The organism is uncultured Ralstonia sp., assembly GCA_913056305.1.
Taxonomy (GTDB): Bacteria; Pseudomonadota; Gammaproteobacteria; order Burkholderiales; family Burkholderiaceae; genus Ralstonia.
In genome coordinates this window covers 1-14596 of record CAJXMR010000043.1, presented here as the reverse complement: position 1 = coordinate 14596, position 14596 = coordinate 1, and the positions used below count along the sequence as shown (strand labels likewise).

The following is a 14596-nucleotide window of genomic DNA, read 5'->3' as shown; positions in this document are numbered from 1 at the left end:
GCCACGCAACACCACCGCATCGCCCGCAAAGCCTTGTCGCAACTGAATCGGCACAGGGGTGGCCCGCCTTTTGCCTATCCCCGTTCGCAAGACCCGCCACCTTGGGCTAGCGAGGGGAGCAGCCAAGTCAAAGGCGGCGGGAGGGCAGAACGAACAGCCAGCACCCACGCTGGCGCCGACCAAGGGACCCGAGCCAATGTCTACCGATGCCGTGCTCACATCGCCCGCACAGGACCACGCCAGCCGCATCACCGCATGGTGCGCCTCGCGTTCCCTGCTGCGTGCACGCGGGCTTGGCGCGCTGGCACGCTCGGCCCGGCACACACACCAGCGGTCTGCGCGCATGTCGCAGATCAGCCTCCGGTGGGTGCCCGGCAACAGCGAGGGCTGCTGGCCGTTCCACGCCTGCGCCATCTGCGCGCCGCCGACATGCGCTCCCTCATCGAGCCTTTCCACAGCAGCACTTTCTTTACCAATGAAGGAGATTGTCATGGAACGCCTGACTACCACTCTCAAGCAATTCGTTCGTGATGAAGATGGCGTGACCGCCATCGAATACGGGCTCATCGCCGCCCTGATCGCGGTCGTCATCATCGCCTCGGTCAAGCTGGTCGGCCAGAACCTGAGCACCGTGTTCAGCTACATCGCGGCAGAGCTCGGTTGACCCGCGGCGCGGGGTCGATTGCGCTGCATACCAGGTCGCTAAAGGGTCGCCGGATGGCGGCAGCGAGCCGGGGGGCAAGCGTGGGCTGCCGGGAGGTCGGCAGTCCACGCCCTCGGTCCACTGCTAGCCGGATCGTCTGGCTCGGGTGCGCGCAGTCCCCCTGCAACTGAAGGAGATTGAGATGGAACCGATCGGAACCTCCCTAGACCTCTTTCTGCGCGACGAACAGGCGGTCACTGCCATTGAGTACGGCCTGATCGCAGCGCTGATTGCGGTCGTCATCATCGCCTCTGTCCAGTTGGTCGGCACCAACCTGAGTTCGGTGTTCAGCTACATCGCCGCCGAGCTCGGGTGATGCCGCCAAAGCAATCGCATCACGACGGGGAAGCGGATGCGCACAGGAGCCCTCACGTGTCCTGTGAAGACATCACGCGTTGGAGAGGGGGAGTGCGAGCCCCCCGCGACGCACGGCAGGACAGTGCATCGCGGGGTTTGTTGGACATCGCTGGAGACTGGCAATGAAACGACGCATGGATCAGTGGAAGCTGCTGCGCGACGAACAGGGTGTGACGGCCATCGAGTACGCCCTGCTGGGCGCGCTGATCGCCATGGTCATCCTTGCATCGGTCTCGGCGTTGGGCAGCACCGTGCTCTCCCTCTACCAAATGATCGCCGCAGAAATACCGTGACGCAGCGCCGCCTGTTGCTCACCAATGAACGCTTGAGGATTCCGACCTGACACCGCCAACGCACCCGAGGACACCATGACTGCCGCCGCCCTGCTCTCGCCGATGATCGCCCCCGCTTCAATGGGGATGGTGCTGACCGCGGCCGCCATCGACCTGCGCGAGCGCCGCATTCCCAACTGGCTGACCTTCGGTGCGTGGCTGATGGCACTGCCCCTGCAGATCGCCATCCATGGGCTCGGGCACGGTGCGGCCGACTGGGCGGTGGGCTGGGTGGCCGGGTTCGCCATCTTCCTGCCCTTCTACCTGGTGCACGGCATGGCCGCCGGCGACGTCAAGCTGATGGCCGCCGTGGGTGCCTGGCTGGGCGCCTCGATGGCGCTGCAGATCGCGCTGGCCACGTTCGTGATCGGCGGCGTGTGGGCGCTCGCGCTCACCGCACGGCGCAGGCGCATGGCCCAGCTGCGCCGCAACCTGGCCAGCATCCTGCTCTCGCAAGGGCAGATCAGCCGCAGCGCAGAACCACCCAAGCCAAACGCAGACGCATCGTGGTCGGTGGGTGCCGTGCCCTACGGCGTGGCGATCGCCGCCGGCACGATCGCCATGCTGTTTGCCTCCGCCTGGTGAGCCCCTTCACGCGCACCCCACTCCACCCACACAAACGGTGACGAACATGATTCTGGACGAACGACTCGAGCACACCGACATCGGGCACGTGACGCACATGCTCGAGCCCGTGCCGTCAACCGGGGAAGGCATGGCCGAGAAGAAGCCGGTGCCCCCCTGGCATGCCCTGCCGCGCACCGTGGCCGAGACGGGCCTGGACATCTCGCTGCTGCTGGGGCTGCTGCTGAAGGTGGCCTACCTGAACCGCAGCGCAACGCTGGCGATGCTGATGGACACGCTCAAGCTGCCAGCCATGGTCATCAACGAGGTGGCCGCCTATGCCGTGCGCGAGCGCATGCTGGAAGTGCTGCACCGCGGCGCCAACGATCTGGACGTGCGCTTCGGGCTGACCGACGTCGGCTATGCGCGCGCCGCCGAATGCAGCGCGCGCTGCAGCTACGTGGGCGCCGCACCGGTCACGCTGGCGGCCTATGTGGAGGCCGTGCAGCGGCACTCCATCCAGCTGGCGTCGCTGTCCAAGGATGAAGTGACGGCCGCGTTCAGCGCCCTGGTCATGCCGCAGGACTTGCTCGACAACGTCGGCATCGCGCTCAACACCAGCCGCGCGCTGATGCTGTACGGCCCGGCCGGCGGCGGCAAGACCTACCTGGCCCAGCACCTGGGCACGCTGCTGCCGGGCGCGGTGCCGGTGCCGCACGCCGTCACGGTGGCCGGCGAGATCATCCAGATCTTCGATCCGCTCGTGCACGTGCCGTTCGAGGGCGACGACAGCCCCCTGAAGCAACGCCCGCTCGATCGGCGCTGGCTGGTCTGCCACCGGCCGGCCGTGCTCTCCGGCGGCGAACTGACGCTGGAGATGCTGGAGTTGCGCTACGACCAGTCCACCGGCTTCTACCAGGCTCCGCCGCACATGAAGGCCAACAACGGCATCTACATCGTGGATGACCTCGGCCGCCAGCAGGTGGGCGTGACGGAGCTGCTCAACCGCTGGATCGTGCCGCTGGACCGCCGCGTCGACATGTTCTCGCTGCGCAACGGCGTGCGCTTCTCGGTGCCGTTTGACGTGTGGCCGGTGTTCTCGACCAACCTCGAGCCGAGCGACCTGGGCGACGACGCCTTCCTGCGCCGGCTCGGCAGCAAGCTCCACGTCGGCCCGCTGACCGTGCGCGAATACCACGAGGTCTACATGCGCGCCGCGCAGGATCTCGGCCTGCAAAGCGACAGCGCCGATGCGGCGTTCGCTTACCTGCTCGAAGGCTTGCACGGCGCCACGGGCAAGCCGCTGCTGGCCTGCATTCCACGCGACCTGCTGCGGCTGGTCGCGTCTGCGGTGCACTACCACGGAACCGAACCCCATGTGAGCGAAGACGCTTTGCGCCGGGCCTGGCAAAGCTATTTCTGCGCCTCCGTGGATGCCAGGACAACCCAACCCATGCAGGCAAACCCAGGCACGCAGCCGGATACCCCGGCCGCCACCTGACGCTTGCGTATCCGACCCGCGTCATCGATCTCAGTAAGGGGAACTCATCATGAAGAACGCGCGTGCAATCCTGATGCTGGTCGTCGCACTGGCGGCTGGTATCGCGGCAGTCATCTCCGCATCGCGGTGGCTGGCGCAGCAATCGTCCAGCTCGGTCAAGCAGATCGTGGTGGCCGGCAACGACATGGACCTCGGCCAACCACTGGGCAGCGAACAGCTGCGCGTGGTCAGCTGGCCGTCTGGCAGCGTGCCCCCCGGCACCTTCGACGACCCCAAGGCGCTGCAGGGGCGCGTGGTGCGCACCAGCCTGCAGCAAGGTGAACCGATCCTGGAGAGCAAGCTCGCCCCGGTCGGGACCAAGGGCGGCCTGTCGGCGGTCATCGGCGAGGGCAAGCGCGCCATCACCGTGCGCGTGAACGATGTGGTGGGCGTGGCCGGCTTCGCGCTGCCAGGCAACCTGGTCGACGTGATCGTCAACACCAATGAGGACACGAGGGCCGCGAACAACAACGCCAGCATCTCCAAGATCGTGCTGGAAAAGATCCTGGTGCTGGCGGTCGCGCAGCAGGTCAGCCGCGACGATACGCAGCCCAAGGTGGTCAATGCGGTCACGCTCGAGGTCACGCCCGAGCAGGCCGAGAAGCTCGATGTCGCACGCAGCGTCGGCACGCTCTCGCTGGTGCTGCGCAATCAGGTCGATGTGGCCGCCACGTCAACCGGCGGCGCGACCAAGCTCACCCTGCTGGGCACGCCTGCAGCCGAGCCGGCACCCAAGGTGGTGACGGTCAGTGTGCCGGCGCGCGCACCGGTCAAGGTGCGGCGTGCCAGCACCGCCGCGGTCAAGCAGCGTGATTGCATCGGCGTGCTGTCCGGTGTGCACGGCAGCATGGAGTGCTTCTGAGCCCAGCCCAGGCGCCATCACGGTGTGAAGGTCAACCAGTCAACAGAGGGTTTCCCAGCCAACGCAAGTTCTTCTTGTACAGCACTGCCTCTCCGGGGGGGAGATATGAAAACGAACCAAAAAATCGATGCCGCACTGCTGAATACCCGCGCCATGGTCTGCGCCATGGCGCTGGCAGGGGCAGCAGGTGCCATGCTGTGTGTGCCCACAGGCGTGCGCGCACAAACCGCGATGGAAGCAGGCGCCGTCGCCAAATCCACCACGGCGCCCGTCGCCGCCCAATCTCAGTCGCGCGCAGGCGGGGCGGCGCCCATGCAGATGACCATCAGCATGGCGCAGCCTGCCGTGCCGGCCCAGCCCGACGTGCGCGGCCCCAACTGCACGGGCGCTGTGCGCAGCGAAAGCAACGTGGTGGTGCCGGTGGGCAAGTCGACCATCATTGCGCTGCCGGAACCGGTGCGCAATCGCACCCTGGGCAACCCGAACGTGGTGCAGGCCAGCATGGTCTCGCCGCAAAGCATGTACCTGCTGGGCCGCAGCGTGGGCACCACCAACATGATCGTGCAAGGCCGCAGCGGTGCCTGCAGCATTGTCGACGTGGTGGTCAATGCCGATGCCGGCGGCCTGCAGACCTCGCTCGCGCAGCTGATGCCGGGCGAATCCCGGATCCGCGTCACCACGGCGGCTGACAACCTGGTGCTGACCGGCTCCGTGTCGAACGCACAATCCGCCGCCATGGCGATGGAAATCGCGCGCGCCTACGCGGCCTCGGCCCAGGCCGGCAACGACAAGGCCGGCGGCAACCCCGGCGGCGGCGTGCTCAACATGATGACCGTCGACACCCCGCAGCAGGTGATGCTGGAGGTCAAGGTGGCCGAGGTGTCGAAGACGCTGCTCAACCAGATGGGCTCGGCGCTCAACATCCAGGGCGGCTTCGGCTCCTGGAGCGGCGGGCTGCTGACCTCGCTGCTGACGGGCTCCTCCACGGCGGTCTTCGGCAACAAGGCCAACAACCGGCCCTTCCAGGTCCAGCTCGATCCGCAGCGCAACGACAACCTGGTCAAGGTGCTGGCCGAACCGAACCTGGTGACGCTCAGCGGCCAGGAAGCCAGCTTCCTGGCGGGCGGCAAGATCTACATCCCGGTCGCGCAGAGCAACATCCTCGGCGGCGCAGCCACCATCACCCTGCAGGAAGAAGAGTTTGGTGTCGGGCTGAAGTTCACGCCCACGGTGATGGCCAACGGCCGCATCAACCTCAAGGTGGCGCCGGAAGTGTCCGAGCTCTCGCCCACCGGCGCGACGGTCACGGGCTCCAGCCTCACCGGCCAGACCATCCTGCCGCTGATCACGACCCGCCGGGCCTCCACCACGGTGCAGATGCGCGACGGCGAGAGCTTCGCCATCGGCGGCCTGATGCAGGACAACGCACGCGGCTCGCTCAAGGCCCTGCCCGCCGTCGGCGAAGTGCCCGTGCTCGGCGCGCTGTTCCGCAGCACGTCGTACCAGCAGGACCTGACCGAGCTGGTGATCGTGATCACGCCGCACCTGGTGCAGCCGATGCAGACGGCGTCCTATCCGCTGCCGACCGACAGCTTCTCGACACCCAGCGAGGCCGCGGTCTACCTGATGGGCAACATGGAAGGCTACGGCGGCAAGAACCGCCCGGGCCAACCGATGCCGGGCAAGGCGCCGCAAGCCCCGATGCCCGCACCGAGCGCGCCGTCGGCACCCGCCTCGCAAGCACCCGCTCCGGCGGTGCCGGTCACGCCCGCCCCGGTGCCCGCTCCGCGCACGGAAGTGACCACCGCGCCCGCCGACAAGCCCGCACAGGATGCCCCGGTCGCGCCGGCCGCGCCGGTCGCCACCGCGCCCGTGGCCGAAGTGATGGCGGTGACGCCGCCACCGGCACCGGCCACGGCGCTGGCAGACGACACCGCCGCGCGCGTCGCCCGCATCGAGGCCACCGCGGCACGCCTGGCGCAGGCCAGGGCCCGTGCCGACCGCAAAGCAGCGGTGGCAGACGCGAGCGCTGCGCCCCAAGCGCGCTGAGCATCCGGAAACCCACTGGAGAACCGCCATGAACGCGAACCTCAAACTCCTGTCCCGCGTTGCACTGCTGATGCTGGCCAGCCAGGCCCTGACCGCCTGCATGTCCACCACGCCCACGTGGGACAAGCACTTCGGTGAGGCCGTCACCGCCGTCAACCGCGCCCAGGTCATCAACCCCGATGCGCCGGGCAACCTGCCCGCCGCAGACGGTGTGGACGGCAAGGCCGCGGTGGCCGCCATGTCGAACTACGACCGCTCGCTGTATCGCTTCGGCACGGGCGGCGCCGGCGCGGGCAGCACGAGCGCCGGCTTTGGCGGCGGCGGCTACGGCGGGGTCGGCATGTCGGGCGGCGGCTCGCACTAGCGTGCACTGACCCGCACTGGCCCGCGCGGGCGGGCCGGTCGATCCGCCGCACGGCATCGCAAGGACACAGCACGAACCGCGCAGCAACACAGCAGCAACGATAGAAACAGGAGGCCTTGCCATGCTCAAGATCTTGATTGCATCCGAAGACGGCGAACGCCTGGCGGAGATCGCACGGCTGCTAGCCGCCAGCGGAAGCTACCAGGTCATGCGGCTGCAGGACGCGCCGGCCAACCTGCCCTCGCATGCCTGCCAGCTGCGCAGCGCCGATGTGCTGATCATCGACCAGGCCTACGGCGGCACCCCGCAGATGCAGTGCATTGAAGCGCTGCGCCAGCAGCACCCCGACCTGCCCTGCATCCTCGTCACGCAGTCGCAGCAGCCCGACCTGCTGATCCGCGCGCTGCGCGCCGGCGTGAGCGATGTGCTGGCCTGGCCGCTGGAGCGCGGCCAGCTGGCCGATGCCCTCAAGCGGCTGGAGACCAACTTCACCCCCCGGGCCCGGGAAGAAGCGCGCGTGATCGCCTTCGTGTCGAGCAAGGGCGGCTCCGGTGCCAGCTTCATCGCCAGCAACGTCGGCCACGCGCTGGCCACGCACGAGCACAAGCGGGTGCTGCTGATCGACCTGAACACGCAGTTCAGCGACACCCACTTCCTGGTCAGCAGCAAGACGCCGCCCGCCACGCTGGCCGAAGTCTGCGCGCAGATCGACCGCCTGGACGACGCCTTCCTGGAAGCGTGCCTCACGCACGTCGACAAAGGCTTCGACATCCTGGCCGGCGCCACCGACCCGATCAAGGCGGGCGAGATCAAGAAGGACCGCATCGAGTACGTGCTCTCGCTAGTCTCGCCCAGCTACGACTTCATCCTGGTCGACGTGGGGCAGGCCATCAACCCGCTGTCGATTGCGGTGCTCGACCACTGCGACCAGATCTGCCTGGTGGTCCAGCCGACCATCGCCTTTGCCCGCACCGGGCGGCGCCTGCTCGACATCCTGCACGGCCTGCACTACCCGGCCGACAAGATCCGCGTGCTGGTCAACCGCCATGGCCGGCGCGACGAGCTGCCGCGCGGCACGCTGGAAAACGTCTTCGGCATGAAGATCTTCCACATGCTGCCCGACGACCCCGCAGCGGTGGATGAATCCATCTGCCAGGGCGTGCCCGCCGCCCACGAGCACCGGCACAGCGCCGTCTCCAAGGCCGTGCTGGCCTTGGCCGACATCTTTGCCACGGCCCGCGAGAACGAACGCCACCAGCCGCAAGAGAAGGGCTTCTCCCTGAGCAAGCTCTTCATGCGGGCCCGCGCGTCCTCACCGAACATTGCCTGAACGCTCCTGCGCTATACAGCCGATCCTGGAGCCGATCTTGGAGTCCATCATGTCGATCCGCGAACAACTCGCCCAGCCGGAACACCCGCCGCTGACCATGAACGGGCACGGCGCGATCCTGCACACCAAGCCGGGGCATCCGTCCTATCGTGACTTCAAGAAGACCGTCCATGAAGCCGTGCTCGACCGGGTGGACCTGGAGCGCCTGGCGCGCTTCCCGACCGACCGGGTGCGCCAGGAGATCGGCATCCTGGTCAACGGCATCATCGATGAAGAAAAGCTGCTGCTCAACGACACCGAGCGCCGCCAGCTGACGGCCGACGTGTTCGACGAGATGTTCGGCTTCGGCCCGCTGGAGCCGCTGCTGCAGGACCCGACCGTGTCGGACATCCTGGTCAACACCGCCAAGCAGACCTATGTGGAACGGCGCGGCAAGCTGGAGCTGACCGACATCACCTTCTACGACGATGCCCACCTGATGAAGGTGATCGAGAAGATCGTCTCGCGCGTGGGCCGGCGCATTGACGAGACCAGCCCGATGGTGGACGCGCGCCTGCCCGACGGCTCGCGCGTCAACGCCATCATCCCGCCCTCGGCCATCGACGGGCCGCTGCTGTCGATCCGGCGGTTTGCCGCCAACCCGCTGCAGATCTCCAACCTGATCGAGCTGCGCACCCTGACCCCGCCGATGGCCAAGCTGGTGCAGGCGCTGGCGCATGCCAAGCTCAACGTGCTGGTCTCGGGCGGCACCGGCAGCGGCAAGACCACGCTGCTGAACATCCTGTCGGGCTTCATCCCGATGGACGAACGCCTGGTCACGATTGAAGACGCGGCCGAACTGCAGCTGCGCCAGCCGCACGTGCTGCGCCTGGAAACCCGGCCGCCCAATATCGAAGGCAAGGGCGAGATCACGCAGCGCGCGCTGGTGCGCAACGCCCTGCGCATGCGGCCGGACCGCATCATCCTCGGCGAAATCCGCGGCGGCGAGGCGCTCGACATGCTCAACGCCATGAACACCGGCCACGAGGGGTCGCTCACCACCATCCACGCCAACACCCCGCGCGACGCCCTCACCCGCATGGAGAACATGGTGAACATGGCCGGCCTGAACCTGCCGCCCAAGACCATCCGCCAGCAGATCGCCTCGGCCATCACGGTGGTCATCCAGGTGGCGCGGATGACGGACGGGCGCAGAAAGGTCGTCAGCATCCAGGAGATCACCGGCATGGAGGGCGACATCATCAACATGCAGGAGATCTTCACCTTCCAGCGCACCGGCGTTGGGCAGGACGGCACGGTCAAGGGCAACTTCCACGCCACCGGGGTCTATCCGCGCTTTGCGGAACGGCTGCGCGTGTACGGCGTGGGCCTGCCCGACGAGACCTTCGACCCGGCCCGGCACTTCGAGGCCTGAGCGAGGCCCGAGGACGCAACCTGAGGACGACATATCAAGCCGCCACAGACGGCGCGATCCGAACACGGGGGAACCCCAAATGACCCAAATCTTCTATGCCTTCATGATCCTGCTGTTTGCGGCGGTGGTGCTGTGCATCGAGGGCCTTTACCAGTGGTGGAACAACTACCACGGCCCCGCGGCCAAGCGCGTCGATGCCCGCATCCGCGCGCTGTCGGCCGGCGGCCACGTCGACCAGGAGCGGCTCTCGATCCTGAAGAAACGCCTGCTGAGCGACTCGCCGCGCCTGCAGCGCTGGCTGATGAGTCTGCCCCGCGTGACGCTCATCGACCGCTGGCTGGCGCAGTCCGGCAGCACGTGGTCGGTCGGGCAGTTGCTGGGGACCAGCCTCCTGTTTGCCGCGGGGACGGCGGTGGCGGGCAGCTTGCTGCCGGTGCCGCTCATCATCGTGGGTGCGGTGGCGCTGCTGGTGGGCATGCTGCCCACCCTGTATATCGCCCGGCTGCGCAACAAGCGCATCAAGCGCCTGGAGGTGCAGCTGCCGGATGCCGTCGACATGATCGCCCGCGCATTGCGCGCCGGGCACTCCTTTGCCAGCGCGCTGGGCATGGTCGGGCAGGAGATCAAGGAGCCGATGGGGCCGGAGTTCCGCATCACGTTTGAAGAGATCAACTACGGCGTGGCGGTGGACGAAGCGCTGACCAACCTCGCCATGCGGGTGCCCGTCAATGACCTGCGCTACTTCGTGATCGCGGTGCTGATCCAGCGCGAGAGCGGCGGCAACCTGGCCGAGATTCTCGACACCATCGGCATGCTGGTGCGCGAGCGCCTGAAGCTGTACGACAAGATCCGCGTGCTGTCGGCCGAGGGGCGCCTGTCGGCGTGGATCCTCGGGCTGCTGCCGTTCTGCACGGCTGGGCTGATCCTCGTCGTCAACCCCGACTTCATGAAGGTGCTCTGGACCGACGAGATGGGCCTGAAGATGATCGGGGCGGCGCTGATCAACATGGTGCTCGGCGTGCTCTGGATGCGCAAGATCATCCGCATCCGGGTGTGAGGGATCAAAGGTTGCGATAGGCACTGACATGCGGGCACCGTTCCGCAGAGGGAGACGATCATGCAAACCATCTATTCCGAACAGAACCTGGTGCTGGTCCTGGTCTTTGTTGCCGTCTTTGTTGCCGCACTCGGCCTGCTGCACCTCTTTGCGCCAGACCGCACGCGCAGCCGGGTGCAACAGATCGGCGGCCAGATGCTGGACACCGACGCCGCCACCGGGCTCGATAGTGCCTGGGTGGAAAAACTGGCCACGTGGGCCAAGCCGGTCTCGCAGCTCTCACTGCCCAAGGAGGGCTGGGAGAACTCGCAGCTGCGCGTGCGCTTCATGAATGCCGGCTGGCGCCACGCCTCGGCCGCGCCGCTGTACTTTGGGGTCAAGACGGTGCTGGCGATCGTGCTGCCGATGCTGGCGCTGGCGGTCATGGGCGCCAAGCACGTGAACTTCCCCAGCCAGGAGATGGCCTTTGCCATGCTGGGCCTGCTGTGCGCCATCGGCTACTACCTGCCCAACGCGGTGCTCGCCCGCAAGATCGAGAACCGCAAGCGCGCGGTCTTTGAAGAGTTTCCCGACATGATCGACCTGCTCACCGTCTGCGTGGAGGCGGGCCTCGGGCTCGATGCCGCGCTGCTGCGCGTGTCGCAAGAGTTGGCGCTGCGCTGCCCCGTGCTGGCATCGGAGCTGGAACTGATGCTGCTGGAGCTGCGCTCCGGCTTCTCGAAAGAGAAAGCCCTGCTCAACCTGGCCCTGCGCACCGGCGTGGAAGACGTGGACAAGTTTGCCTCGATGCTGATCCAGGCCGACCGCTTCGGCACCAGCCTGGCCACCTCGCTGCGGGTGCTGTCCGAGATGCTGCGCACCAAGCGCCGCATGATCGCCGAAGAGCAGGCCGCCAAGATCGCGCTCAAGCTGCTCTTCCCGCTGATCTTCTTCATCTTCCCGACCTTGCTCCTGGTGCTGCTGGGCCCGGCATTCATCCAGATCTACCGGGTGCTGCTGCCCACCATGACCGGCAGCACGGGAGGCTGACGTGCGAAAACGCCCCTAGCCAGGCTGTAATGGCCCCCGGACTATCAGTTGGCGCACGTCGCCAGCGCGGTGGTCCTGTTCCCGGTCGCGCGCCGGGTTTTTTCCTTTGTGCGCACGGGCTTGGTTTCGCCGCCCCCGCGCGGGCAAAAAGAAATGGGTGTCCGCATTTCGTGGTTGATTTCGTTTTGTGCGCTGCAACGTATCGTGCGACGTGGGCGAATGAGGGTCGCTGAACGGCCACAACCTGCCGTTTTGCTCGCTGGGAAACCCGCCGTTGGATTGGCTGCATCACTCCGAAACCCGACGGACGGGTGACACGCACAATTGGACCTTTGCGGACTTTCAGATAGGGGGCGCTTGTAAGGCGGTTGCAGGCAACTGTCCTGGCATTCGAGCCTCGGCGGGTGCGAGCGTTAGGTTTCGCTGCAAACGGATGCACACTTCCCGTCTCACTCAGTGCGACCCTAATGGCCTCTCAGGCAGCGATAGTCGCCGTGCGTGAGCTTTTCTGCGTTACATCGTGATTTCGCGCGTCATGCCGGGCGGCCGACCGGTTCAAGGGAGCGTGGTCTGATTCCGCCATCCCTGCTGCCGGCTCGAACCCGCTCCCGCTTCATTCCTGCCGCGCTTCGCGCAGCGCATCCTGCATCACGATGCCGACCGCTTCGATATGCGTCTTCGTCAGGCGCTTCGCGGCACGCCGGTCGCGCGCGAGCACCGCATCGAGAATCGCGCGATGCTCCGCGAGCGACAGGCTCTGGTAGCGCTCGAGCTGCCAGACGAGCCGCAGATAGCGGTCGGTCTTGCGCCAGATCGCCTCCAGCGTCTCCAGCAGATGCCGCTTGCCGCTCGCCTGATAGATCGCGCGATGGAACGCCCAGTTGTCGATCGACCAGTGCTCGACCTCGTGCGCGTCCGCGTCGCGCGCGAGGATCGCGCGGGCTGCGGTTTCGTCGTCCGCACCGAACGCGTCGATCGCCGCGTCGAGCGCGAGCAGCTCTAGCGCGACCCGCATTTCGGTCAGCTCGGCGGCCTCGAAGGTCGTCATCGCGGACACGAACGCGCCGCGGTTCGGCACGATCGTGACGAACCCGCCCGCCTGTAGCTGCACGAACGCCTCCCGCACCGGAATGTGGCTGGTGCCGAACTCCTTCGCGATCAGGTCCTGCCGCAACTGCGTCCCCGGCACCCAGGTGCCGTTCGCGATGCGTTCGCGCAGGCGCTCGGCGAGCAGCGTCGAAGAGAGCTTGCCATCGGCTGATTTTTTCATTTTAATATATTAAAACGGTAACGGAGGCTGATGTGACGGTATCCAGATTGAGAAATATTCCCGGCATCGGCGTCGATCGGGTGGGCGACGCCGCGGACTCGCTGCGCGACGCGGACATTCTAAGGCTCGAGAATCTCGACACCGACCTTCGGCCGCCCGCGGCGGCGCTGGCGAGCACCCACGCGGCGATCGACGACGACGCGGCGAACAGCTACCTGCCCTTCATCGGCCAGCGCGCGCTGCGCGAAGCGGCGGCCGCGCGGGTCGGCCGCAGCGCCAGCACCGCCTACGATGCCGCGAGCGAATGCATCGTGTCGGCCGGCGGTCTCGCGGGCATTCTCAACGTGCTGCTGGGCGTGCTCGAACCGGGCGACGAGGTCGTGCTGACGGATCCCACCTACGCCGGCTTGATCAACCGCGTGCATCTGGCCGGCGGCGTGCCGAAGTTCGCGCGCCTGCAGCCGGGCGCCGACGGCTGGCGGCTCGACCCCGACAGCCTCGCCGCCGCGATCGGGCCGCGCACGAAAGCGCTGCTCGTCATGTCGCCTTCGATGCCGAGCGGCTACGTCGTGTCGCACGACGAATGGCGCGCGATCGCGGAGCATTGCGAGCGTCACGACCTCTGGCTGATCTACGACGCCGCGATGGAGCGCATCCTGTTCGACGGGCGCGAGGTCCTGCATCCCGCCGCATTGCCCGGCATGCGCGAACGCACCATCACGGTCGGCGCGGTGTCGAAGGAGTACCGGATGATCGGCTGGCGTGTCGGCTGGATCGTCGGGCCTGCGCCGATCATGAACGACTTGCGGCTCGTGAGCCTGTCGAACGTCGTGTGTCAGGTCGGCATCGCAATGCCCGGCGCAACCGCCGCGCTGACAGCAAGCGACGATGGCGTGGCGGCCGCGACGGCAGAATGGGAGCGCCGCCGCGACTTCATGATGAGCGCGCTCGCCGACCTGCCGGTGATCCGTCCGCACGGCGGCTGGTCGATGCTGATCGATACCCGCAGCGTCGGTCTGGAGCCGCCCGACGCGTCGAAACTGCTGCTCGAGCACGGCAAGGTGGCCGCGACGCCGATGACGAACTGGGGACCCGATGCGGACCGCTATCTGCGTTTCGTGTTCGCCAACGAGGCCGTCGCACGCCTGCACGACATTCGCGAACGCATCCGCCGCTCATGGCGGACGTAGAGATGAAAAAGGCTGGGGTCCGCAGGCGTGGATCCCAGCACGTCATAGCGTGGTGGAGCGTATATGTCCTGGTGCGCCATGCCCGCTGGAAACGCGTTTTCCTGATGGACTACTGCGTGGACGCAGTCATGCACCATTGGTTCGAAAAGAAGCTGAGGTAACAACGCTGAGCGACTGCTTCCGGCGGGAAACTAGGTCGCCAATGGTGGCATGTGAAAGTCCGCGACGGTCACGTCGCCGGGCCGCCGATGCTTCGGCGCAAATGCCCGGAAAGTGCCCCCTTTGCCACCTCACCGAATCAGCTTCCTGACGTTGGCAAAGGCCGACCAATTGTCCTTGAGTGGCCGTACCGGGTGACTGCTCCACTCCGATCCACGCCGTTGCACCTTTGACGGCTCGACCGTCGGCAACGGGTTGCGGATTCAACCGGTCGATGCAACGTATTGATGGAATCGCTCCGCCGGCGTATCGAAGTTTAGTGTCTTGCGCGGACGTTCGTTGAGCCGTCTGGCGACGGCATTGAGCTTAGCCTGCG

General features: G+C 66.8%; 14 protein-coding genes. 13 read left to right on the top strand and 1 reads right to left on the bottom strand.

Features of this window, described 5'->3' with window-relative positions; translation table 11 throughout:
- Positions 1 to 490 precede the first annotated feature (490 nt).
- From QZ609_RS09810 to QZ609_RS09755, 12 genes are all read left to right on the top strand, one after another.
- Entirely contained in the window at positions 491 to 664 is a 174-nt protein-coding gene (locus QZ609_RS09810) for a Flp family type IVb pilin (RefSeq protein WP_295493838.1), read from the top strand.
- Positions 665 to 845: 181 nt separating this feature from the next.
- Positions 846 to 1019, top strand: coding sequence for a Flp family type IVb pilin (locus QZ609_RS09805; RefSeq protein WP_295493811.1), 174 nt, complete (start codon positions 846 to 848; stop codon positions 1017 to 1019).
- Between the two features lie 163 nt (positions 1020 to 1182).
- Complete coding sequence (locus tag QZ609_RS09800; RefSeq protein WP_295493809.1) at positions 1183 to 1353, top strand: Flp family type IVb pilin; 171 nt, start codon at positions 1183 to 1185, stop codon at positions 1351 to 1353.
- Between the two features lie 75 nt (positions 1354 to 1428).
- Positions 1429 to 1977, top strand: a complete 549-nt coding sequence (locus QZ609_RS09795) for a prepilin peptidase (protein ID WP_295493807.1) — start codon at positions 1429 to 1431, stop codon at positions 1975 to 1977.
- A gap of 46 nt (positions 1978 to 2023) precedes the next feature.
- On the top strand, positions 2024 to 3457 hold the full coding sequence (locus tag QZ609_RS09790; RefSeq protein ID WP_295493805.1) for an ATP-binding protein: 1434 nt from the start codon (positions 2024 to 2026) through the stop codon (positions 3455 to 3457).
- Positions 3458 to 3506: 49 nt separating this feature from the next.
- Complete coding sequence (gene cpaB, locus QZ609_RS09785; RefSeq protein WP_295493803.1) at positions 3507 to 4358, top strand: Flp pilus assembly protein CpaB; 852 nt, start codon at positions 3507 to 3509, stop codon at positions 4356 to 4358.
- A gap of 153 nt (positions 4359 to 4511) precedes the next feature.
- On the top strand, positions 4512 to 6407 hold the full coding sequence (locus QZ609_RS09780; RefSeq protein ID WP_295493837.1) for a type II and III secretion system protein family protein: 1896 nt from the start codon (positions 4512 to 4514) through the stop codon (positions 6405 to 6407).
- A gap of 28 nt (positions 6408 to 6435) precedes the next feature.
- Positions 6436 to 6771 carry a hypothetical protein gene (locus tag QZ609_RS09775; RefSeq protein ID WP_295493801.1) on the top strand — a complete coding sequence of 112 codons (336 nt, stop codon included), beginning with the start codon at positions 6436 to 6438 and terminating at the stop codon, positions 6769 to 6771.
- A 121-nt stretch (positions 6772 to 6892) separates the two neighbouring features.
- Positions 6893 to 8101 (top strand): AAA family ATPase, encoded by a 1209-nt coding sequence (locus QZ609_RS09770; protein WP_295493800.1) that lies wholly within the window; start codon positions 6893 to 6895, stop codon positions 8099 to 8101.
- A gap of 49 nt (positions 8102 to 8150) precedes the next feature.
- A complete protein-coding gene (locus QZ609_RS09765; RefSeq protein WP_295493799.1) occupies positions 8151 to 9515 on the top strand; it encodes a CpaF family protein in 1365 nt (454 codons plus the stop codon).
- Positions 9516 to 9594: 79 nt separating this feature from the next.
- Positions 9595 to 10572, top strand: coding sequence for a type II secretion system F family protein (locus QZ609_RS09760; protein ID WP_295493797.1), 978 nt, complete (start codon positions 9595 to 9597; stop codon positions 10570 to 10572).
- A 60-nt stretch (positions 10573 to 10632) separates the two neighbouring features.
- Positions 10633 to 11601 (top strand): type II secretion system F family protein, encoded by a 969-nt coding sequence (locus QZ609_RS09755; RefSeq protein ID WP_295493795.1) that lies wholly within the window; start codon positions 10633 to 10635, stop codon positions 11599 to 11601.
- A 613-nt stretch (positions 11602 to 12214) separates the two neighbouring features.
- Here the strand turns inward: QZ609_RS09755 and QZ609_RS09750 are convergent.
- Positions 12215 to 12871 (bottom strand): GntR family transcriptional regulator, encoded by a 657-nt coding sequence (locus QZ609_RS09750; RefSeq protein ID WP_295493793.1) that lies wholly within the window; start codon positions 12869 to 12871, stop codon positions 12215 to 12217.
- 32 nt (positions 12872 to 12903) lie between these two features.
- Between QZ609_RS09750 and QZ609_RS09745 the strand changes: the two genes are divergently transcribed.
- On the top strand, positions 12904 to 14061 hold the full coding sequence (locus tag QZ609_RS09745; protein WP_295493792.1) for a pyridoxal phosphate-dependent aminotransferase: 1158 nt from the start codon (positions 12904 to 12906) through the stop codon (positions 14059 to 14061).
- The last annotated feature ends 535 nt before the right edge of the window (positions 14062 to 14596 follow it).

Excerpts from the sequence above, each read along its gene's own strand:
- QZ609_RS09770 (WP_295493800.1), top strand. The coding sequence starts at position 6,893 with ATGCTCAAGATCTTGATTGCATCCGAAGACGGCGAACGCCTGGCGGAG.
- QZ609_RS09795 (WP_295493807.1), top strand. The coding sequence starts at position 1,429 with ATGACTGCCGCCGCCCTGCTCTCGCCGATGATCGCCCCCGCTTCAATG.
- QZ609_RS09800 (WP_295493809.1), top strand. The coding sequence starts at position 1,183 with ATGAAACGACGCATGGATCAGTGGAAGCTGCTGCGCGACGAACAGGGT.
- QZ609_RS09805 (WP_295493811.1), top strand. The coding sequence starts at position 846 with ATGGAACCGATCGGAACCTCCCTAGACCTCTTTCTGCGCGACGAACAG.
- QZ609_RS09790 (WP_295493805.1), top strand. The coding sequence starts at position 2,024 with ATGATTCTGGACGAACGACTCGAGCACACCGACATCGGGCACGTGACG.
- QZ609_RS09750 (WP_295493793.1), bottom strand. The coding sequence starts at position 12,871 with ATGAAAAAATCAGCCGATGGCAAGCTCTCTTCGACGCTGCTCGCCGAG.
- QZ609_RS09760 (WP_295493797.1), top strand. The coding sequence starts at position 9,595 with ATGACCCAAATCTTCTATGCCTTCATGATCCTGCTGTTTGCGGCGGTG.
- QZ609_RS09775 (WP_295493801.1), top strand. The coding sequence starts at position 6,436 with ATGAACGCGAACCTCAAACTCCTGTCCCGCGTTGCACTGCTGATGCTG.
- QZ609_RS09780 (WP_295493837.1), top strand. The coding sequence starts at position 4,512 with ATGGTCTGCGCCATGGCGCTGGCAGGGGCAGCAGGTGCCATGCTGTGT.
- QZ609_RS09755 (WP_295493795.1), top strand. The coding sequence starts at position 10,633 with ATGCAAACCATCTATTCCGAACAGAACCTGGTGCTGGTCCTGGTCTTT.
- QZ609_RS09765 (WP_295493799.1), top strand. The coding sequence starts at position 8,151 with ATGTCGATCCGCGAACAACTCGCCCAGCCGGAACACCCGCCGCTGACC.
- cpaB (WP_295493803.1), top strand. The coding sequence starts at position 3,507 with ATGAAGAACGCGCGTGCAATCCTGATGCTGGTCGTCGCACTGGCGGCT.
- QZ609_RS09810 (WP_295493838.1), top strand. The coding sequence starts at position 491 with ATGGAACGCCTGACTACCACTCTCAAGCAATTCGTTCGTGATGAAGAT.